The following is a 20,685-nucleotide window of genomic DNA, read 5'->3' as shown; positions in this document are numbered from 1 at the left end:
GGAACCGCCTGGTCGCACTTCTCGGCGGTGAACGTCACCTCGTTGCCTTGACGGTCGATGATCTTGTCGATCGGGTTGGCCGGGCACCACATGCCGCCGGAACTCAATGTCGCAGCCACATTCGACAGCTCGAGAGCGTTGAGCTGGAACGGCCCAAGGGTGAACGATCCGGCGTTCTGTCGCTTGATGTACTCGGCCAGGCTCTCGTTGCTTCCGCGATCGTATGCTCGCGCCGTCCCCGGAAGGGCATAGGAGCGCAGCCCGAGGCGAACGGCCATGTCGACCGCCCGGGGCACGCCCACCTGCTGGATGAGCTTGGCGAAGGCGGTGTTGGGCGAGCTGGCCAGCGCGTCGGTCACGTTCATCGACCCGCGATAGTTGCCGGCGTTTCTCACACACCACGTCTCTTTCGGGCAACCGGGTGTGTCGCTGCTGCCGAGTCCCCGCGCTTGGAAGGATCCGGGAACGGCGAGTTGGGCATTGATGCCCATACCCATCTCGAGTGCCGCTGCGGTGGTGAAGACCTTGAAGATGGAACCTGCGCCGTCGCCGACGAGCGAGAACGGCTGTGGCTGCACCGTCTGCCCCGCGTCCTTGTTCAGGCCGTAGTTCCGGTTGCTGGCCATCGCGAGCACCCGATGCGAATCCTTGCCCGGCCTGATGACGCTCATCACGCTGGCGATTCCCTCCAGCGTGGGACTCGCGACCTTCTCGATCGCCCTTTTCACCGACGACTGGATCGTCGGATCGAGTGTGGTGCGGATCAGGTAGCCGCCACGGGCGATTTGTTCCTTGTTGATTCCCGCGTGGGCCAGATACGCCAGCACGTACTCGCAGAAGAAGCCGCGGTCACCGGCAGCGATGCACCCGCTCGGCAGCTCCTTGGGGCGGGGCAGCACACCGAGCGGCGCGGACTTGGCGGATCGCAGTTCGTCGGTGTGCTGGGGGAGGTGTTCGATCATGGTGTCCAGCACCAGGTTCCGACGCTGTAAGGCGCCTTGGGGGTTGACGTACGGGTCCAGCGAGGCGGGCGACTGGACCAGGCCGGCCAGCAGCGCCGCCTGTTGCCAATTCAACTGCGAGGCGTTGACCCCGAAGTAGGTCTGCGCGGCGTCCTGCACTCCGAACGCCCCGTTTCCGAACCCCACCAGGTTCAGGTAGCGCGTGAGGATCTCGGCCTTGGTGAACGTCTTGTCCAGCGTCAATGCCATGCGCATCTCACGGAGCTTGCGGGCCGGCGTCAGCTCGACCGCGGCGCGTCTCTCGGCGTTCGTCTGTGCGGTCACCAGCAACTGGAAGTTCTTGACGTACTGCTGCTCGATCGTCGACCCGCCGCGGGTGTCGATGTTGCCCGACAGATATCCCGACAGACCCGTGAGTGTGCCCTGCCAATCGACGCCCGCGTGCTCGGCGAACCGTTTGTCCTCGATCGAGACGATCGCCAGCTTCATGGTGTTGGCGATCTGCTCGCTTTTCACCTCGAACCGGCGCTGGCTGTAGAGCCAGGCGATCGGCTTACCGGCGGCGTCGACCATCGTCGTCACCTGGGGAACGTCTTCCTCCACCAGCTGGGCCGAGCCGTTGGCAACGACGTCGGAGGCCCGGTTGGACAACAGGCCGAACCCGCCCGCGAACGGGAACATCAGCGCCGCCACCAGCACCCCGGCCAGCGTGCAGCACAAAATCAGCTTGATGACCGTCCCCCCGGCCGGTACGCGCTCCGGCATGTCAGCAGCGTATTAAATGCGGTCTCGCGGCGAACGCTCCCGCGCCGATTTCAGCGCAACGACGGCGAAACGCTCTGGTAACGGGCACGGTCAGCCTCGGTCCAGATCCCACTGGCCGAAGTCGGGCGCGAGGACCTCGTCGACGTCGACGTGGGTGTCTCCGATGGGCACACCGGGCTCTGACGGGCCGATCACCACGGCCTGATAGAGCACGGCCCGGGGGTCACGCTCACCGGCCGACCAGGCCTTGGTCTGCCACACCCACCAATGTCCGTCGCTGGTCGAGCGGCCGACGACCCCATCGCCGATCGCCCACGAGCACGCCCGCGCGTGGCCGTAGAGGCCGGTGCGATCCACACCCAGAACGGAGTTGATTCCGCGGTACCACTCGCGCGCGACGTTCTCCCACGTCTCGGCGTCGATATCCTCGTCGACGCTGAAGAAGATGGGTGCCGAATCAGGTCCACCCGCGGCATTGTGCAATCGCAGGGCGGTCAGGGCGTCCGCCACACCACCGTCGTACCCGCGCGTGTAATCGGACGGCGTCGGCCAGCCCGGCTTGCCGTACTGGTAGCAGCTGACGACGTGCAGACCCTCGGCCCGCAGCGAGTCGGCATATTCGCGCGTCACCGGTTTGAAGTCGAAGTCAGCGCCCGGCCGCAGCTCGGAGACGTAAACCAGCGCGCCGTCGAAGCCCGCCGCCTTGAGCTGGTCGGCCGGCACCTTGCGGTGCGCGAAGTCGACGAGCCGCAGCGGCGCCGCCGACGCACTCGGGCCGAAGAGCGTCGCGGCCGCCGCGCCGAGAAAGAACAGCGGCGGCGCGGCGACGGCATACTTGAGGAGTTCGCGTCGTGAAGGAGAGTGCCCTCCGCCACGACCGGGTGACGTCGGGGAGTCCTGCACGGCGCGATGCTAACAACATTGACGACGCGCGGGTGCCGGTCAGTCGATTCCTCTGTGCTGACCCCGCTGGGCCGAAACACTTTCGCCCTATGCTGATGACCGAAACGCAGCTGTACCCGGCGGCGTCGCACCCGCATCTTCGACCGGACGGGGTGGCCATGCCCGCAGACCGACCCGCCACGCACGGCAAGCGGGCGTGGTCGAGGTGCCTTGCCATCGCCACGGTCGTCATCGCGCTGACCGCGGCCTCGGCGTGCGGTGGAGCCGTTGACGATCCGCCGGCGGACTCCGGTGCGCGGGCGACGCCGCAGCCGTCGACCGCGACCCACACGCCCACGCTTGCGGCACCCGGCCTGCCGGCGGTTGACGAGTTGATCAACACCGCGATCGCCGCACACGAATTGCCCGGCGCGGTGGTCGCGGTCGGACACCGTGGCAAGCTCGTCGTTCACCATGCGTACGGCTCGCGCAAACTGGCGGGCGAACCCGGCCTCGACGGGGCCCCGGCGCCTGCCGAGCCGATGACCGAGGACACGATCTTCGACGTTGCGTCGTTGACCAAGAGCCTTGCCACGGCGACCGCCGTCATGCAGCTTTACGAACAGGACAAGGTCGGACTCGACGAACCGGTGCAGACCTATCTGCCCGCCTTCAACGGTGCGCGCGATCCGCAGCGGTCGCAGGTGACGCTGCGCATGTTGCTCACCCACACTTCCGGTATCGCGGGCGATATCGACCTGCGGGACCCGTGGGGTCTGGCGGCACCCAACAGCGCGGAAGGGATCCGTCGCGCGCTTGCCACGCCGCTGCAATTCGAGCCGGGTGAAGTGTTTCGTTACTCCGACATCAACTTCATCCTGCTCGGAGCGCTGATCGAGGAGATCACCGGCGAGTCCGAGGACGTCTACGTCGAGCAGAACGTGTTCACGCCCCTGGGCATGGCGGACACCCGCTACCTGTCCGCGGGCAAGGCGTGCGGCCCGCACAAGATCAGAGGAGCCGCGATCGCCTGGGCGTCCACGTCGGAGCCACCCGCACCGACCACCTGTCCTGAAGGTGCCTGGGACACAGACATTTTGCCCCGAGTCGCCCCGACAGCCCTCGACGAGGAAGGCAGAGCCCAGCCGGGCAGCAATCCTGACCTCGACTACCCGTTGCGAGGCACGGTCCATGATCCGACAGCACGCCGCATGGGTGGCGTCGCCGGGCATGCCGGGGTGTTCTCGACCGCGCGTGACATCAGCGTCTTCGCCCAAGCCCTGCTGGACCGACTGGCCGGCCGCCCCAGCACATTCCCATTGACGCAGGAGACTCTGCGGCTGATGACCACGCCCCAACAACCGGGACACTCACCCGGACAGATCGAGGCGGCCAACGATGCCGTTCGAGAGGCCATCGCCGCGGCGCCGAACTCGAATCCGCCACTGGCCCCGAACTATCCGGCGATCGATGGTCAAGACCTGCGCGGGTTGGGTTGGGACATCGACACGGGCCACTCCAGGCCGCGCGGACTGCTCTTTCCCGTCGGCAGCTTCGGGCACACCGGTTTCACGGGGACGTCGATGTGGATAGACCCGGCTTCTGAGACGTATGTGATCCTGCTGACGAACGTCATACACATCCGCGGCAGCAGACCACTGTCGAACTTACAAGGAGAACTCGCCACGGTGACCGCCCGAACACTGGACCTCTACACCGACACGCAGCCGGCCCCCAAACCTCGCTGAGCGAGCACGAGATGACCGAGTTGTACTACGCACAAGGGCAGTTCGAGGCATACGGGCCGTCGCACCTGGTGGTGCTGGCCATCTTCGTGGTCGGCGCGGTATTGCTGATCTGGTTGGGGCGTCGCCAGACCGAGGCCCAGGCGCGGGTGTTCTCGCGCGTGTTCGCATTGCTGATCGTCGCGGCGTTCGTGGTGGCATTGGTCTACAAGGTGATCCGGCCCGACATTCAAACATCCGTGCCGATACAACTGTGTGACATCGCCGAACTCACCGCCGCTTATGCGCTGTGGTCGCAACGGCATTGGGCTTTCGCGCTGACGTACTACTGGTGTCTGCTCCTGAGTTCGCAGGCGCTGCTGACGCCCGATGTGGGAACACCTCGAGACGGTGCACCGGATTTTCCACATCACCTTTTCCTCACGTTCTTCGTGCTCCACGTTTTCGCGGTATGGGCGGCCATCTATCTCACCTGGGGACGCGGGATGCGTCCGCGGTGGCGCAGCTACCGTTTCACCGTCGTCGTAACCCTGATATGGGCAGCGGCGACCTATACCTTCAACGCGATCGTCGGCACGAATTACGGCTATTTGAACAGGAAGCCACCGACCGCGTCGTTGTTGGACGTGTTCGGACCGTGGCCGATGTATGTGGCCGTCGAAGTGGCGATCATCGTCGCCGCCTGGGCCCTCATGACGTGGCCATGGGAGCGGAAACGGCGAACCGCCGGGGCGGTTTGAATCGAACCGCCGGTGCCGGTCGGTCTAGCGTCCTGTCGAGAGCCAGCGCCGCCGGGCCGGTCGCGAAGCAAGGGCGAGCCTGGTCAACGACCGAATCCCGCTGCGCCGCAGGACCGCTCGGGTTCTGGCGGCAGCGCTGTGCCGCCCGGCCACCGTCGCGCCGGCCAGGAATCCACAGAAGGCGCCGAGCGCAAAGATGCGCCGCGTATGTCGCTTGTTCCGCCGCATGGCCGTCGAAGCGACGAATCCGCCCATCGCGCTGAGGATCGCGACCACCACCAGCAGACCCACCCAATACGGCACGAGCGAACCCATAGGCAACCTTTCGGCCCGTCATCCGCGAGCCGCCGGGGTCCATGGAATCACCGTGACGGCGGTGCCGTCAGTCCTGTACGCGTTTCGTGACCGAAGCGAACGCGAAGCGTTGCAGGACGCCTACGTGATCGTCACGCCGCCGTCCACCACGATGGTCTGGCCCGTGACGTAGCCACCGGCCTCGGACGCGAGCCAGACGACGGCGGCCGACAACTCGTGCGGCTCACCCAAGCGTTTGAAAACCACGCGGCTGGCCAGGGTGCGGTCCAGATAGCCCGGCTTGTACTCGTCGGTCATCTCGGACTTGAAGAATCCCGGCGCCAGGGCGTTGACCCGGATCCCCTTGCGCTCTCCCCACTGTTGGGCGAGGTCGCGGGTGAGGCCGACGATCGCGGCCTTGCTGGCGCTGTAGGCGGCCTGGGGCAGCGCCGCGGTGGTCAATCCCAACACGCTGGCGATGTTGATGATCGAACTACCCGGCTGCATCACCCGCCCACACGCTTGGGCGGTCCAGTACGACCCGTTGAGGTTGACGTCGACGACCTTGCGGAACTCCTCGGGTGTTTCCCGAGTGGCGGGCACGGCGGTGCCCACTCCGGCGTTGTTCACCAGCACGTCGACGCGGCCGAACTCCTGCATTGCCGCGTCGACGAGCGCCGTGCACTGATCGGGCTCTGCGACATCGGTTTGGACGTTGAGAGCACGCCTGCCGGCGGCCCTGACGAGTTCAGCTGTGGCCTCGAGCTTTTCGACACGTCGGGCGGCCAGCACCACGTCCGCGCCGGCTTGTGCAACCGCCTCGGCGAACGACACTCCAAGCCCGGACGATGCGCCGGTGATGACGACGACCTTGTCGTCGAGTCGGAAGCGGTCCAGAATCGTCATCTCCGACGTTCTCCTGTCTATCGTGGTAGCTGTGCTCGACCAACCGTAATGCGTGGGGTTCGGGGTATCGGCCGGGCGGTGCGTCGACCCGGTCGAGGATTCGAACGGTCCATTGCGGGCACCACTAGGGGCAGTCGGTTCCGGTGAGAGATAGCGAGTAGCGCATGGTGGTTCCCGGATGGGTGTGGGCACTGACGATCGCCGCAATCGTCGCACTCCTGGCTTTCGACTTCTTCTTCCACGTACGGAAGGCCCACGTCCCGACCCTCAAAGAGGCGGCGATCTGGTCGGCGGCCTACGTCGGGATCGCGGTGCTGTTCGGGGTCGGCGTCCTGGTCTTCGGGGGCGTTGGCCCTGGCGGCGAGTATTTTGCGGGGTATATCACCGAGAAGGCGCTGTCGGTCGACAACCTGTTCGTCTTCTTGATCATCATCAGCAGCTTCCGCGTACCGCGCGAGGACCAGCAGAAGGTGCTGCTGTTCGGCATCGTGTTCTCGTTGATCGCGCGTACCGGCTTCATCTTTCTCGGCGCAGCGCTGATCAACACCTTCGCCTGGGTCTTCTACGCGTTCGGATTGATCCTTCTGCTCACCGCGGGAAACATGCTGGCGCCAGACAGCAGCGACTCTGAGACCGCCGACAACTTCATCATTCGGCTCGCGAGGAAGGTCTTCCACACCACCGACCACTACGACGGCGACAAGCTGTTCACCACGGTGGACGGAAAGCGCGCGATGACGCCGATGCTTCTGGTGATGGTCGCCATCGGCGGCACCGACATTCTTTTCGCCCTGGACTCGATCCCGGCGATCTTCGGTCTGACCCAGAACGTCTACATCGTCTTCACCGCGACGGCGTTCTCGCTACTGGGCCTTCGGCAGCTGTACTTCCTGATCGACGGCCTGCTCGACCGGCTGATCTACCTTTCGTACGGTCTGGCGGCGATCTTGGCGTTCATCGGGGTGAAGCTGATTCTGCATGCGCTGCACGAGAACAACGTGCCGTTCATCAACGACGGAGAACCCGTCAAGGTCGTGGAGGTCGGCACCGGCCTGTCCCTCTCGGTGATCGTCGGGGTCCTCGTCGTCACCGTCGTCGCATCGCTGTTCAGCAAGAAGGGGGTGGCCCAGACGGCGATCGCCAACGCTCGCCGGCACGCTCGGGCCTATCTCGACTCCGAGTACACCAAGAGCGCCGAGGAGCGTGAACGCATCTTCACGTCGCTTCTTCGCGAACGTGATCAGATCCTCGCGCTCGGGCCCAAGTACCGGCAGTTGGTTCGCGACGAAGACGCCCTCATCGAACTGCTCGATCGCGCAGCCGCCAAGCACGATGAGGCAGTCGAGCGTGGCGAGGCCGCACCGTTCACCCCGAAGGGGCTCACGGCGCGATAACTGCTCGCGACCGCCGCGGAAGCCACACACGCCGAAAAGAGCCGCATCCGCTGCGGCCCCCTCCGGTCACGGTCAGGGTTGTTTGGCGTACCGGATCAGGAACGCGGCGGCAACGTAGCCAGCGGCGACACCGATCACGAGCCACAGCACGAGCGGCAGCACCAAGGAAACCGGTGACCATCCGACGCTGGAGAACGTCGCCGCCGTGTAGAAGAGCCAGAGCACGCGGTAGAGCGACCAGAGCGCAGTCAGCCCCGCGGAGATTCCGATCACCAGGCTGTACGTCCGGTCGACGCGGCTGACCTGCTCTTCGATGCGGGCGGGGACGATGTTCATTGCTGTTCCTCTTCGTCATCAGGTTGCCGGGGTGGCTTCGTTGTGACTGAAGTACAGCCGGGGACCGGGCCTACCGATCCCAACAAGTTCAGCCCGCGGCGAGGATCGCCGACAGCAACACAAACGCGGACATCCCGATCGCGATGCCCACCCAAATCGCCGAGCTGATTCGGTCGGTGGATGCATACGGATCATGGCTCATGGCACATCTGTGCCCGAAGGGAGCCGGTGCAAACCTCGCCTTCGAAGCGGCCTCGGAAAGCTCAGGGGGGTGACCGCTGAGCAGGAAGGTCCCTGCTCACCGATACGCTGCCCGTCGACATTGGGTGAAACGAGAAGCGAGAGTCGAAATGGGCGTGTACGTGGTCACCGGGGCCGCCTCCGGCATGGGGCAGCAAGCCGCCACCAAACTGAGGGCACAGGGGCACACCGTCATCGCCGTCGACGTCAAAGAAGGCGACATCGTGGCCGACCTGTCGACCGCCGAGGGACGGCAGGCCGCCGCTGATCAGGTGCTGGCCCGGTCGGACCGACTCGACGGTGCCGTGTTGGCCGCCGGAATCGGGCCGACACCCGGCAAGGACAGCGCCCGGCTGATATTCGAGGTCAACTATCGCGGCGTGGTCGACCTGCTGCAGGCATGGCGCCCTGCGTTGGCCGCCGCTGACCGAGCCAAAGTTGTGGTGATAGGCAGCAATTCGACGACTACCACCCCAGCGGTACCCAGGCGCACGGTGCGTGCGCTGTTGGCCGGCGACACCGACAAGGCGGTGCGCTCACTGAAGCTGTTCGGGCCCGTCGCGCCGTCGCTGGGGTATGCCGCCTCCAAAATCGCGGTCTCCCATTGGGTCCGGCGCACCGCGGTGAGCAGGCAGTGGGCCGGTGAGGGCATCCGGCTCAACGCCCTGGCGCCCGGTGCCATCATGACGCCGCTGCTGGAGAAGCAGCTGGCCACACCGCGTGAGGCCAAGGCGGTCAAGGCTTTCCCGGTGCCTATTGGCGGTTTCGGTGACCCCGCTCAGCTGGCCGACTGGATGTTGTTCATGCTGTCGGACTCCGCCGATTTCCTCTGCGGCAGCATCATTTTCGTCGACGGCGGATCCGATGCTTACTTCCGGGCGCGAGACTGGCCGAAGTCTGTGCCTGCTCGGCGGTTGCCGTCCTATCTGTGGCGGTTCGGAAGGTTCGGCGCCACCAGGTAGTTCCCGCGAAAATCAGAACTTCGCCACGGCGCCGGCATCGACGGGCAACGCCGCTCCGGTGATGTACTGCGATTCGTCGGAGGCGAGGAACAACACGGCGTTGCTCACGGCGCGGGCCTCGATCACGGGTTTCGGCAGCAGGTGGAAGTGCCCGATGACCTGCGTGGCGTCTTCCATCGTCGGATCGGCGAGGTCGGGCCGGACCGTGCGACGGAAGTGATCGTTGTCGATCATCGGGGTCAGGATGTTGCCGGGGTGAATCGAGTTGACCCTGATCCATTGTGGCGCAAGTTCATTGGCCAGGGAGTCCATCAACCCGACGACAGCGTGCTTGGCTGAGGCGTAGTGGGCCATGTAGCCGCCGCCACGAAGTCCCAACATCGAGCTGACCAGGACGATCGAACCGCCGCCGTTGGTCATGTGCGGCAGTGCGGCTTTCACGGTGTGCCAGACGCCGGTCACGTTGATGTCGAGCATCGTCTGCCACGCGGATTCTCCGATCATCGCGGCCGGCGCCGGGTCGGCGCTGATACCGGCGTTGGCGACGACGATGTCGAGCGGACCGAGTTCAGCGACTCCACGCTCGAGAGCGGTCTGAAGGCTCGCTAGGTCACGCACATCCGCCTTGGCGGTCACGATGCGGCGGCCCGACTTCTCGACCAGCGTCGCGGTGTCGGCGAGGTCCGCTTCCGTGGGACCGGGGTATTTGGCGGCGTCGATGTCGTCGCACACGTCGACGGCGATGATGTCGGCGCCCTCTTCGGCGAGTCGAACCGCGTGTTCCCGTCCCTGACCGCGTGCAGCGCCCGTGATGAACGCGACCTTGCCGGCAACCCGGCCGACCCTGTTCTCTGTCATTGCAGCCTTTCGCATGCGGAAGGGGCGGTCACTTTGGGCCGACGCTTCCCCGAGGCGGTCCCGAAGATCAGACCCGGGCGGCGGGGCGTTCGAGCCGCTCGAGCTCGGCACGCGCCTCCCGCTCGACGAACAGCGGGATGAAGTCGCGGATCGGGCGGCCCTCGAAGCGGGCGTGGTGTTCGCGGACCAGGCTCGTCACCGCATCCGCCGGGACGCTCGGGTAGGAGACCGAAAGGCGGTCGGCGATCTGATCCAGGATCTGCTGTTCACTCAACTCGATCACCAGCGAAGCTTGCTCTTAGAAGGGCTAACCGGTCAAGGGGCGACCGGATGAAATCTCGACCCTAAGTGTGCCGGATGACGAATTTCGCCACGGCCTCGGCGAAGGCGTCGTTGCGATCCCCGGCCACCATATGTCCGGCGCCGCCGACATCGACGAATTCGACGTCGGGGAACCGGCCGAGGAACTCGCGGGCGCATTCTTCGGTCACGAGGTCGCTCATCTGCCCCCGCACCAGCAGCATCGGGATGCCGTTGCGCAGGATCGTCTCGACCGCTGCGTGCATCCGGTCCACCTCGGTCACTTCGATCGGCGGCAGCGCGGCGGTGCCGTCGATGAACTTCGGGTCCCAGTGCCAGTACCAGCGACCGTCGCGCTGGCGCAGGTTCGTCTTCAAGCCGTTGAGGTCGGCGGGCCTCGGCCGGTGGGGGTTGTACTGCTGGATCATGTCGGCGACCTCGTCGAGCGATGCGAAGCCCGACGTCATCTTCTCGGCCATGAATTCGTGAATGCGCGACGCGCCGGAAGGGTTCATGTCCGGCACGATGTCGACGAGGACGATCGCGCGCACCGCACCGGGCGCGAGTTCCCCGGCAAGGAGCATCGCGGTGATACCACCAAGAGAGGCGCCGACGATGACGGGCTTGTCGGGAAGTTCCCGAAGCACTTCGAGCACGTCTCCGGCGAACGTGGTGACGCGGTAGTCGCCGTCGGCCGACCAGTCGGACTCGCCGTGCCCGCGGAAGTCGACGGTGACGGCCTGCCATCCCCGTTCGGCAACCGCGGCCGCGGCCCGGCCCCATGACCGACGGGTCTGTCCGCCGCCGTGCAGGAACACCACCGCCGGTGCGGTCGCATCGCCGATTCGGTCTGCGACGATCGTCACGCCGCCGTCACCGACCACACGAAACACTCTGGGAGACATGGTCATCGGCATGCCCCGGCAATGACGGTCCGGGCGATCGCCTCGGCCCGGCTCCGGCGGAACGAGCGTCCTTCGGTGAGGATCGCGTAGACGATTCCGCCGACGATGGCGTCGGCCGCCGCCTGCGATGTCGCATCGTCGATTCCGTCAGCCGACAACCGGGCTCTCACGCCCTCGTGCAGAGGGGCGCTGAAACCCGCCTGCATGCGCGTCTTGACGTCTTCGTGTTCCATTCCCGCGACGGTGAGGATGCGCAGCATCGCGTTGCCGCGCTCGCCCGTGAGCGTCGCCGCGAGGCTGGCCGACCATCGGCTCAGGTCCGCCACGAGGTCGTCGGTGTGCCCGACGGGCCGCAGGATCTTGTCGGCATCCTCGAGCAGCACATCGGCGACGAGGGCCGGGCGGCTCGGCCACCACCGGTAGATCGTCTGCTTCCCGACACCGGCGCGCGCGGCGACCGCTTCGATGCTCAGCCCGTCGAACCCGCGCTGCAGCAGTAGTTCCTTGGTGGCCGAGATGATCGCCGTTCGGGACCGCTCGCTGCGGCGGCGGGGCGCTCTGGCCTCGGTGACCATCGGTTGACTCCGCATCTGACGGGGGGCGGCTTTACAGATGGTGACAGCACTGCATAATCTTGGCAAGACGAGACGTTGCGTCTCGTGAACGTGGAGAGGAACGCGATTGGCCGGCCACCGGTGAGGCCCAGCAAGCTCGTCATCGGCGCCAGCGGTTTCCTGGGTTCGCATGTCACCAAGCAGTTGGCCGCCCGCGGCGATGACGTGCGGGTGTTGATCCGGCCGACCAGTTCCACGCGCGGCATCGACGGTCTGCCCGTCGACATCCGGCGCGGGGACATCTTCGACGCCGACGGTGTGCGCTCCGCGATGCGGGGATGCGATGTCGTGTACTACTGCGTCGTCGACGCCCGTCCGTGGCTGCTCGACCCCGCGCCAATGTGGCGCACCAACGTCGAGGGGCTGCGAGCCGTGCTCGACGTCGCCGTCGACGCGGGACTGCACCGCTTCGTGTTCACCAGTTCGATCGCCACCATCGGCCGTTCCAGCGACGGCCCCGCCGACGAGACCACCGCCCACAACTGGCTCGACATCGGCGGTGACTACGTCCGCAGTCGGGTGCAGGCCGAGCAGATGGTGCTGCGCTACAGCGCCGAGAAGGGCCTTCCCGCGGTCGCGATGTGCGTCTCGAACACCTACGGGCCGGGAGATTGGCTGCCGACCCCGCACGGGGGCCTGCTGTCGGCGGCGGTGCGGGGCAAGCTGCCGTTCTACATCGACGGTTTCGAGAGCGAGACCGTCGGCATCGAGGACGCCGCGCGAGCGATGATCCTTGCCGGTGAACGCGGCCGGGTCGGCGAGCGCTACATCGTCTCCGAACGGTGGATGAGCGCGCGGGAGATCTTCGAAGTCGGTTGTGCCGCAGTAGGAGTCGAACCTCCACGGCGCGGCGTCCCGATCAAGTTGATGGCTGCCGCCAGCTATCCGAGCAGCTGGATCGCCCGGCTCCGCGGCCGTGACACCATGTTGACGCCGCTGAACATCCGGATGATGAACATCATGTCTGAGATGGACCACTCGAAGGCGGTACACGAGTTGGGCTGGCAGCCGTCGCCGACGCCCGACGCGATCGCGGCCGCCGCGCAGTTCTTCCGAGCCTCACGCCGGTCGGGAAGGGATTCCGCATGAGCCTGGCGCTGAGCCCTGAGCAACGCGAACTCAGCGAAGCGGTGGCACAGTTCGCCGCGCGGCGTGCCCCGGTATCGGCCACTCGCGAGTCATTCGACGTGCTTGCGCAGGGTCATCTGCCGTCATGGTGGGAGGAGTTCGTCGCCAACGGCTTTCATGCCGTGCACCTGCCCGAGCGATACGGCGGCCAGGGTGGCGGCCTGCTCGACGCAGCCTGTGTGCTCGAGGCGGCGGGCAGGACATCGCTTCCCGGGCCGCTGCTGCCGACCGTGACCACCGGCGCGGTCGCGCTGCTGGCCGAACCGACCCCGGCGGCCGAAGCGGTCCTGACCCGCCTCGCCGAGGGTGCGGCGGCCGCGGTGGCGTTGCCCGGCCACTCGACGTTCACCGCTCGCGACGACGGTCAGCGCTGGTTGATCGGCGGCGACTCGGATCTGCTCGCGGGAATCTGCACGGCGACAACCGCTTTGGTCTGCGCCGTCACCGACCGCGGGGATCGGGTCTGGCTCGCCGCCGATACGGCACACCCCTCGGCGGCAGTCGAATCCGTGCGCGGCACCGACCTGCTGACCGACCTCGGCAGGTTGCGTCTGGCCGACTATCCGGTCGAGAAGACCGACGTTCTCAACGGTATCGACGCCGAGCGGGCCGAGTGCCTCACCACCGCGCTGACGGCGAGCGTGGCCGCCGGTATCACTCAGTGGTGTGTGGAAGCCGCCACCGCACATCTGCGTACACGCGAACAGTTCGGCAAGCTCATCGGTACATTCCAAGCGCTGCAGCACAGCGCCGCAATGCTTCTGGTCAACAGCGAGTTGGCCGGCGCGGCGACCTGGGACGCGGTGCGCGCGGCTTCCGAACCGATCGACCAACACGCGATGGCCGCGGCCGGTGCCGCCCTGATGGCCGTCGCGCCGTGCCCGGACCTTGCCCTGGACACGCTGACGATGTTCGGCGCCATCGGCTTCACCTGGGAACACGACCTGCACCTCTACTGGCGCCGGGCCACCAGCCTGTCGGCGTCGATCGGCGACAGGAATCGCTGGGCCAAACGGCTGGGGGAACTGACCGCCACCGGCGAACGCGACTTCTCGGTCGACCTCGGTGACGCCGAAGCCGCGTTCCGTTCTCGCATTGCCGAGACCCTCGACAAGGCCGCGGCGCTGCGCAACGACGGCCCGGGCCGTCAAGGCGACTACGAACACTTCGCCACGGGCCCTCAGCGCAGCGCCATCGCGGATGCGGGCTTGATCGCACCCCATTGGCCGCCGCCCTGGGGGATCGACGCCAGCCCGCTGCACCAACTGATCATCGACGAGGAATTCGGCAAACGGCCCGCCGTGGTACGGCCGTCGCTGGGAATCGCCGAATGGATCCTGCCCTCGCTGATCAAGGCCGGTTCGGAAGAGCTGCAGCACAAACTCATCCCGTCCACCCAGCGCGGTGAGCTGGCATGGTGCCAGTTGTTCAGCGAGCCGGGCGCAGGGTCCGATCTCGCCGCGTTGGCCACGCGCGCGACCAAGGTCGACGGCGGATGGCGCATCCACGGACACAAGATCTGGACCTCGTCGGCGCACCGGGCCGACTATGGGGCGCTACTGGCCCGGACCGATCCGGCCGCCCCCAAACACCGTGGGATCGGTTACTTCATCATCGACATGCGCTCACCCGGAATCGAGATTCAGCCGATCAAGCAGGCCAGCGGGGAAGAAGAGTTCAACGAGGTCTTCCTCGACGACGTCTTCGTGCCCGACGAGATGCTTCTCGGTGAACCGACCGGAGGATGGGCCCTGGCGATCGCCACGATGGCCGAGGAGCGTTCCGCCATCAGCGGTTACGTGCAGTACGACAGGGCCGCACCATTGCGTCGAATCGCCGCGGCGCCCGAGGGCGCATGCGATGACGCGCTGCGCGAACTCGGCGAACTCGACGCCTACGCCAACGCGATCAAGGCGCTCGGCGTGCGCGAGACCATCCGGTTGCTCGACGGGCAGGCCTCGGGCGCGGCCTCCAGCATCGCCAAGGTGGCGATGAACGTGCTTCTGCGACGCACATTCCCGGCGACGCTCGGCTCGGCGGGTCGATCGGCGATGGCCGCCGATTCCGACGTCGTCACGCCGTATCTGCGAGTGCCCGCCGAACTGATCGGCGGCGGCACCAAGGAGATTCAGCTCAACATCATCGCCCAGATGATCCTCGGGCTTCCCCGCAAGTAATCAACCGAGAAGGACACCCATGGGACTACGTGGTGAAGCCGCGATCGTCGGCTATGTCGAACTCCCGCCGGAGCGGCTGAACAAGGCCACCCCCGCGCCGTTCACCCTTGAGCAGTGGGCGGAGTTGGCGTCGGCGGCGCTACAGGACGCCGGCCTGTCGGCGGAACTCGTCAACGGCATCGTCACCTCGCACCTGGCCGAGTCGGAGATCTTCGTACCGTCCACGATCGCCGAATACCTGGGCGTGCGAGCCAACTTCGCCGAGCTCGTCGACCTCGGCGGGGCGAGCGCAGCGGCGATGGTGTGGCGGGCGGCCGCGGCCGTCGAACTGGGTTTGTGCGACGTGGTGCTGTGCGCGCTGCCCGCGCGCTACATCACGCCGATGTCGGAGAAGAAGCCGAAGCCGTTGGTGGACGCCGTGTTCTTCGGTTCGTCGAGCAACCAGTACGGCTCGCCGCAGGCGGAATTCGAGATCCCCTACGGCAACCTGGGGCAGAACGGGCCGTACGGTCAGGTGGCCACCCGTTACGGCGCGGTCTACGGCTACGACGAGCGGGCGATGGCCAAGATCGTCGTCGATCAGCGCGTCAACGCCAACCACACCGAAGGCGCGATCTGGAAGGACAAACCACTCACCATCGACGACGTGCTGGGCAGCCCGGTCATCGCCGACCCGCTGCACATGCTCGAGATCGTGATGCCGTGTGTGGGCGGCGCCGCGGTGGTCGTCGCGAACGCGGACATCGCCAAACGGACGCGCAACAGGCCGGTGTGGATCAAGGGTTTCGGCGAGCACGTCCCGTTCAAGACGCCCACGTACGCGGCCGATCTCCTGCACACCCCGATGGCGGAGGCCGCCGCAACCGCGTTCGGCATGACCGATCTGACCCGCGCCGATATGGACATGGTCTCGATCTACGACTGCTACACGATCACCGTGCTGCTCTCGCTGGAGGACGCGGGGTTCTGTGAGAAGGGCAAGGGCATGCAGTTCGTCGCCGACCACGACCTCACGTTCCGCGGTGACTTCCCGCTCAACACCGCCGGGGGTCAACTCGGTTTCGGCCAGGCCGGTCTCGCCGGCGGGATGCATCACGTCTGCGATGCGACCCGCCAGATCATGGGCAGGGCCGAGTCCGCACAGGTGCCCGACTGCAACCGTGCGTTCGTCTCCGGTAACGGCGGAATCCTGTCCGAGCAGACCGCCCTGATCCTCCAAGGAGACTGATCCGTGACCACCTTCGAGCGGCCCATGCCGGTGAAAACCCCGACCACCGCACCCTTTTGGGATGCACTGGCCCAGCACCGCATCATGATCCAGTACTCGCCGTCATCGAATGCGTACGTGTTCTATCCGAGGGTGCGGGCCCCGCGGACTCTCGCCGATGACCTCGAGTGGCGTGAGATTTCCGGGATGGGCACGCTGTACTCCTACACCGTGGCACGGCGACCCGTCGGGCCGCACTTCGCCGATGCGGTGCCGCAACTGCTGGCGATCGTCGAATGGGATGAGGGGCCGCGGTTTTCCACCGAGCTGGTCGACGTCGAACCCAGCGAGCTGAAAGTCGGGATGCGGGTCAAACCCGTGTTCTTCGACTACCCCGAACACGACGTGACGATGCTGCGCTACACACCCGCGTAGTCGGCTCAAACGGTTACCTTCGCCGCAGCGGGGTCAGCAACGCTTCAAGGCCGTAGGCGAACACCGCGTCGTAGTCGGTGGGTGACTGCAGCGCTTCGACGAGGGCACGGTCGGGCCAGTCGTCGGTCCACAGCGACGGGTCCTCCTCGTCGTGCTTTTCACCGCGCACGGCCGAAAACTGCATCACCGCAGACGAAATGACATGCACCTGCACCGCGCGCAGCACCAGGGCCGCATCCTGGCCCGTCACCCCGAGCTCGGCGAGTTGGGCCGCCAACGCCTGTTGAACCGGCAGGAACAAGCGAGGTGTCTGGTCACGTTCGTGGGCGATCGCGAGCAGATGTTGTCTGTTGATGAGTGCCCGCCGTTGAGCATGCGCGAGGGAGGCGATGCGGGCGACCGCGTTGTTGCCGTCGGTGGGCAGATGTGCCATCTCGTCGAGCAGCCGGTCCACGAGGCTGTCGAACAGCTTGTCGCGGCCGCCGACGTGCCAGTAGATCGACGTCACCGCCACACCGAGCTGTTCTGCCAGCCCGCGCATGGTGAAGCCGTCCACCCCGTGCAGTTCGATCATTCTGGCGGCGGCGTCGAGGATGACCTCTGCGCTGATGGCCTCCTGTGCCCTAGCGGCCCGCCGTGATGTCACCGGGCTCACCTCCGGTCATCCGTTCCGACTCGGGCAGGTCCAGGTAGCGCTCGAGGTTGCGGTGCATGTTGATCACGCGGCGCTCCTCGTTGGACAGCGTCAGGTGCGTCAAGCCCGGCTGGTGCAGGCCTCGTTGCAAACCGGCCAACACCGAGATGTCTTGGGTGAGAACCAGTCCCGGATGCGCCTCGTCGGCCGTCATGCGCACGTCGACGGGCGTGGCCCGGGGCGCGCCGGGCGTCATCCGTGTCCACAGCAGCATCACCAGTTCGCCGTGGTCCGGATCCGATCCCGGATGTGACGTCATCACCGTCAGATGGTCGGCGTTCATCAGCAGCGTCATGTTCGGGAAAACGTTGTACTGGTGCAGCCGCATGATCTGCTCGGTGTCGGCCCATTGCAGGTCGACGCCGCGGGAGGCGGCGAACGCGCGCGTGCGGGCGGCGATGACGTCGGCCACCGATGCGCCCGGTTCGCGGTCGTCGGGCAGCGGGGTGCCCTCCTCCACGCCCATCAACGCGCCCTGCGTGCACACGTACGCATCCCACACCTCGTCGTCGCTGAGAGGCTGCTTCAGATGCGGGCTCGGAATCCCGTACAGCTGTTCGGATTTGCCCGTGTGCCCCCAGATCTTCTGTGGGGCGTAGACATCGTCCATACACCGGTGCAGCTCGGGGTGCAGGGTCTGGATGTGGTAGGTCTCGCTGTATCCGTCGGCGATCGTCTTCCAGTTGGCGTCGACGTCGATCGTCATCGTGGCATAGCAGCGGAAGTCGGCGAGCTCGCACCACTTCGCGTCGGCGGGCATCTCCTCGAGGTAGTCGAGCAGCGGCATCGCGTCGACATCCAGATTGACGAAGACCAGCCGCTCCCAGGTGTCGACGGCGGCCGGGAGAAGCGGGAGCTCGGACATCTGCAACGCGCCGAACCCTTTGCGATTCGGCACCCGCCGCAGTGACCCGCCGAGGTCCCAGGTCCAGCCGTGATACCCGCACCGCAGTTCGCGCAGGCCCGAGCCGGCGCCGGAGCACAGTGAGTTGCCGCGGTGCCGGCATACGTTCTGAAACGCCCGCAGAACGCCGTCGTCCCCGCAGACGATCAGCACGGAGTATGGGCCGCACCGATATTCGAAGTAGTCGCCGGGCTCGGCGACGTGGTCGAGCGTGCAGGCCAGCTGCCACACCCTGGGCCACATGCGTTCGTTCTCGAGCGCAGCGAATCCGGCGGAGTAGTACCGCTCGGCGGGCACCAGCGTGGGCCGCGCGGGTGGGGCGCCGATCGCATCTTCGCGTCGGACTTGTCGCGCTGTGTGCGTCACGAACGGTCCTTTCCGAAGTCGCCGCGAAGCCTCTGTAACGGTGTTACAGTGCCCGACACTAGCGGCTGAAATCCGGATGCGGAGGGCTTATCGTGTTCGACCTGAAGATCACCGGCGGAACCGTCGTCGACGGCACAGGAGCGGACCGGTTCGGCGCGGACATCGGCATCAGGGACGGCAAGATCGTCGAAGTCCGTCGTCGTGGACCTGGCGACGCTCCGCTCGAGGGCGAGGCCGCGGAGACGATCGACGCGACCGGGAAAGTCGTCGCGCCCGGCTTCGTCGACATCCACACGCACTACGACGGGCAGGTCAGCTGGGACAGCTTGCTCGAGCCCTCCAGCGGCCACGGGGTGACCACCGTGGTGACCGGCAATTGCGGGGTCGGGTTCGCACCCGTGCGGCCGGGAAACGAGGAATGGCTGATCGGGTTGATGGAGGGCGTCGAGGACATCCCGGGAACCGCGCTCACCGAGGGCATCTCGTGGGGGTGGGAGAGTTACCCCGAATACCTCGATGTCGTCGAAAAGCAGGACTTCGCCATCGATGTGGGCAGCCAGATCGCCCACGGCGCGGTGCGCGCATATGCGATGGGGGAGCGCGGAGCCCGCAACGAGCCCGCGTCACCGGAGGACATCACGGCGATGGCCCGCCTCGTGCAGCAAGGCATCGAGGCCGGCGCGCTGGGTTTCTCGACATCGCGCACGTTGGGGCACCGGGCCATCGACGGCGAACCGGTCCCGGGCACCTTCGCCGCCGAGGACGAACTGTTCGGTCTCGGCCGGGCCATGGCCGCCGGTGGGCGGGCGGTGTTCGAGCTGGCGCCGCAGGGGGTCGCCGGCGAGGACATCATCGCGCCCAAAAAGGAACTCGAATGGATGAAGCGTCTCGCCGCCGAGATCGACCGTCCGATCTCGTTCGGAATGATCCAGGTCGATGCGGCTCCCGACCTGTGGCGCGAACAGCTCGACATCTCGGCGCAGGCACATGCGGCAGGCAGCGAGCTCTATCCGCAGATCGCCGCGCGTCCGTTCGGGATGCTGTTCGGCTTCCCAGGCCACCACGCCTTCACGCACCGGCCGACCTTCCGCAAACTGAAGGCCGAAAGCAGCCGCGAGGAATTGGGCGCACGCCTGGCGGATCCGGCGGTCAAGGCCGCGATCCTGGCCGAGGAAGACCTACCGCCGGACCCGAATGTGTTGTTCGACAACATGTTTGCCCTGGTGCAGTATTCGCTCGGCCGCATCTATTCGCTGGGCGATCCACCCGACTACGAACCGACCGTCGAACGCACCGTGGAGAAGATCGCCAGCGATCGTGGGGAGGATCCGCTGGCCACGTTGTACGACCTGATGCTGGAGGACGACGCGACGGCGATGCTGATGCTGCCGTTCTACAACTATTTCTACGGTAACCACGACGCGATCCGGGAGATGCTGCTGCATCCGGCGGGTGTGGTCGGGTTGTCCGACGGCGGCGCGCATTGCGGAATGATCTGCGACGCGTCGTATCCCACCTTCTTGCTCACGCATTGGGCGCGCGACCGCCACCGCGGTGACAAACTTCCGCTGGAGTACGTGGTGCGCAAGCAATCCCACGACACCGCGCAGCTGTTCGGGCTGAGCGATCGCGGCGTCATCGAGGTGGGAAAGAAGGCCGACGTCAATGTCATCGACATGGACGCGCTGACTCTGCATCCCGCGCGGATGGCCTACGACCTGCCCGCCGGGGGTCAGCGGCTGGTGCAGGGCGCCTCCGGTTACACCGCGACGATCGTCAGCGGCGTGGTGACGCGGCGCGACGGCGCCGACACCGGCGCCCGGCCGGGCCGGCTTGTGCGCGGCGCTCGCTGACCTCGCAATCACCGCAGA

At 66.4% G+C, this 20,685-nt stretch carries 20 protein-coding genes; 9 read left to right on the top strand and 11 right to left on the bottom strand.

Translation table 11 applies throughout. The features are described 5' to 3' along the window. Both ponA2 and AU072_RS18190 read right to left on the bottom strand, forming a co-directional pair. Positions 1 to 1,727, bottom strand: a 1,727-nt coding sequence (ponA2, locus tag AU072_RS18195) for a transglycosylase/D,D-transpeptidase PonA2 (protein WP_064415091.1), incomplete at its 3' end; no start/stop codon positions are given. 90 nt (positions 1,728 to 1,817) lie between these two features. Continuing rightward, complete coding sequence (locus AU072_RS18190; RefSeq protein WP_064415090.1) at positions 1,818 to 2,630, bottom strand: DUF1906 domain-containing protein; 813 nt, start codon at positions 2,628 to 2,630, stop codon at positions 1,818 to 1,820. 158 nt (positions 2,631 to 2,788) lie between these two features. On the opposite strand from AU072_RS18190, the gene AU072_RS18185 reads away from it, so the two are divergent. Both AU072_RS18185 and AU072_RS18180 read left to right on the top strand, forming a co-directional pair. Then, positions 2,789 to 4,357: a serine hydrolase domain-containing protein gene (locus AU072_RS18185; protein ID WP_064415099.1), complete on the top strand. Its 1,569-nt coding sequence runs from the start codon at positions 2,789 to 2,791 to the stop codon at positions 4,355 to 4,357. A gap of 11 nt (positions 4,358 to 4,368) precedes the next feature. Beyond that, positions 4,369 to 5,094, top strand: coding sequence for a YwaF family protein (locus tag AU072_RS18180; protein WP_064415089.1), 726 nt, complete (start codon positions 4,369 to 4,371; stop codon positions 5,092 to 5,094). Positions 5,095 to 5,118: 24 nt separating this feature from the next. Here AU072_RS18180 and AU072_RS18175 read toward each other — a convergent pair whose 3' ends face one another. Continuing rightward, entirely contained in the window at positions 5,119 to 5,409 is a 291-nt protein-coding gene (locus tag AU072_RS18175; protein WP_064415088.1) for a hypothetical protein, read from the bottom strand. A gap of 120 nt (positions 5,410 to 5,529) precedes the next feature. Continuing rightward, positions 5,530 to 6,294 carry an SDR family NAD(P)-dependent oxidoreductase gene (locus AU072_RS18170; protein WP_064415087.1) on the bottom strand — a complete coding sequence of 255 codons (765 nt, stop codon included), beginning with the start codon at positions 6,292 to 6,294 and terminating at the stop codon, positions 5,530 to 5,532. A 164-nt stretch (positions 6,295 to 6,458) separates the two neighbouring features. On the opposite strand from AU072_RS18170, the gene AU072_RS18165 reads away from it, so the two are divergent. Next, positions 6,459 to 7,688 carry a TerC family protein gene (locus AU072_RS18165; RefSeq protein WP_064415086.1) on the top strand — a complete coding sequence of 410 codons (1,230 nt, stop codon included), beginning with the start codon at positions 6,459 to 6,461 and terminating at the stop codon, positions 7,686 to 7,688. Positions 7,689 to 7,760: 72 nt separating this feature from the next. On the opposite strand, the gene AU072_RS18160 is transcribed toward AU072_RS18165, so the two are convergent. Continuing rightward, positions 7,761 to 8,024, bottom strand: a complete 264-nt coding sequence (locus AU072_RS18160; protein ID WP_064415085.1) for a hypothetical protein — start codon at positions 8,022 to 8,024, stop codon at positions 7,761 to 7,763. Between the two features lie 350 nt (positions 8,025 to 8,374). Between AU072_RS18160 and AU072_RS18155 the strand changes: the two genes are divergently transcribed. Beyond that, positions 8,375 to 9,226 (top strand): SDR family oxidoreductase, encoded by an 852-nt coding sequence (locus tag AU072_RS18155; RefSeq protein ID WP_064415084.1) that lies wholly within the window; start codon positions 8,375 to 8,377, stop codon positions 9,224 to 9,226. A 12-nt stretch (positions 9,227 to 9,238) separates the two neighbouring features. Here AU072_RS18155 and AU072_RS18150 read toward each other — a convergent pair whose 3' ends face one another. From AU072_RS18150 to AU072_RS18135, 4 genes are all read right to left on the bottom strand, one after another. After that, positions 9,239 to 10,084, bottom strand: coding sequence for a mycofactocin-coupled SDR family oxidoreductase (locus tag AU072_RS18150; RefSeq protein ID WP_064415083.1), 846 nt, complete (start codon positions 10,082 to 10,084; stop codon positions 9,239 to 9,241). A gap of 67 nt (positions 10,085 to 10,151) precedes the next feature. Further along, complete coding sequence (locus AU072_RS18145; protein ID WP_064415082.1) at positions 10,152 to 10,367, bottom strand: three-helix bundle dimerization domain-containing protein; 216 nt, start codon at positions 10,365 to 10,367, stop codon at positions 10,152 to 10,154. 61 nt (positions 10,368 to 10,428) lie between these two features. Beyond that, entirely contained in the window at positions 10,429 to 11,289 is an 861-nt protein-coding gene (locus AU072_RS18140) for an alpha/beta fold hydrolase (protein WP_064415098.1), read from the bottom strand. Between the two features lie 2 nt (positions 11,290 to 11,291). Further along, positions 11,292 to 11,864 (bottom strand): TetR/AcrR family transcriptional regulator, encoded by a 573-nt coding sequence (locus tag AU072_RS18135; protein ID WP_064415081.1) that lies wholly within the window; start codon positions 11,862 to 11,864, stop codon positions 11,292 to 11,294. A gap of 120 nt (positions 11,865 to 11,984) precedes the next feature. Here AU072_RS18135 and AU072_RS18130 point away from each other — a divergent pair, with 120 nt between their 5' ends. Genes AU072_RS18130 through AU072_RS18115 form a run of 4 tightly spaced genes read left to right on the top strand, consistent with a single transcriptional unit; the run spans position 11,985 to position 16,850 of the window. After that, the gene (locus AU072_RS18130; RefSeq protein WP_064415080.1) at positions 11,985 to 12,992 is read left to right on the top strand and encodes an NAD-dependent epimerase/dehydratase family protein; all 1,008 of its coding nucleotides are present in this window, start codon (positions 11,985 to 11,987) and stop codon (positions 12,990 to 12,992) included. Next, positions 12,989 to 15,208, top strand: a complete 2,220-nt coding sequence (locus tag AU072_RS18125; RefSeq protein ID WP_064415079.1) for an acyl-CoA dehydrogenase family protein — start codon at positions 12,989 to 12,991, stop codon at positions 15,206 to 15,208. Before AU072_RS18130 ends, AU072_RS18125 begins: the two co-directional genes overlap by 4 nt. A gap of 19 nt (positions 15,209 to 15,227) precedes the next feature. Further along, the gene (locus AU072_RS18120) at positions 15,228 to 16,436 is read left to right on the top strand and encodes a thiolase family protein (RefSeq protein WP_064415078.1); all 1,209 of its coding nucleotides are present in this window, start codon (positions 15,228 to 15,230) and stop codon (positions 16,434 to 16,436) included. A gap of 3 nt (positions 16,437 to 16,439) precedes the next feature. Continuing rightward, a complete protein-coding gene (locus AU072_RS18115; protein ID WP_064415077.1) occupies positions 16,440 to 16,850 on the top strand; it encodes a Zn-ribbon domain-containing OB-fold protein in 411 nt (136 codons plus the stop codon). Positions 16,851 to 16,863: 13 nt separating this feature from the next. Here the strand turns inward: AU072_RS18115 and AU072_RS18110 are convergent, their stop codons facing one another. Both AU072_RS18110 and AU072_RS18105 read right to left on the bottom strand, forming a co-directional pair. Further along, a complete protein-coding gene (locus AU072_RS18110) occupies positions 16,864 to 17,496 on the bottom strand; it encodes a TetR/AcrR family transcriptional regulator (protein WP_064415097.1) in 633 nt (210 codons plus the stop codon). Beyond that, positions 17,474 to 18,814 carry an aromatic ring-hydroxylating oxygenase subunit alpha gene (locus tag AU072_RS18105; protein ID WP_064415076.1) on the bottom strand — a complete coding sequence of 447 codons (1,341 nt, stop codon included), beginning with the start codon at positions 18,812 to 18,814 and terminating at the stop codon, positions 17,474 to 17,476. Before AU072_RS18105 ends, AU072_RS18110 begins: the two co-directional genes overlap by 23 nt. A 92-nt stretch (positions 18,815 to 18,906) precedes the next feature. Between AU072_RS18105 and AU072_RS18100 the strand changes: the two genes are divergently transcribed. Beyond that, complete coding sequence (locus AU072_RS18100; RefSeq protein WP_064415075.1) at positions 18,907 to 20,667, top strand: N-acyl-D-amino-acid deacylase family protein; 1,761 nt, start codon at positions 18,907 to 18,909, stop codon at positions 20,665 to 20,667. Positions 20,668 to 20,685 lie beyond the last annotated feature (18 nt).

Source organism: Mycolicibacterium novocastrense, from assembly GCF_001499835.1.
Taxonomy (GTDB): Bacteria; Actinomycetota; Actinomycetes; order Mycobacteriales; family Mycobacteriaceae; genus Mycobacterium; species Mycobacterium novocastrense.
This window is presented reverse-complemented; position numbering and strand designations above follow the sequence as displayed.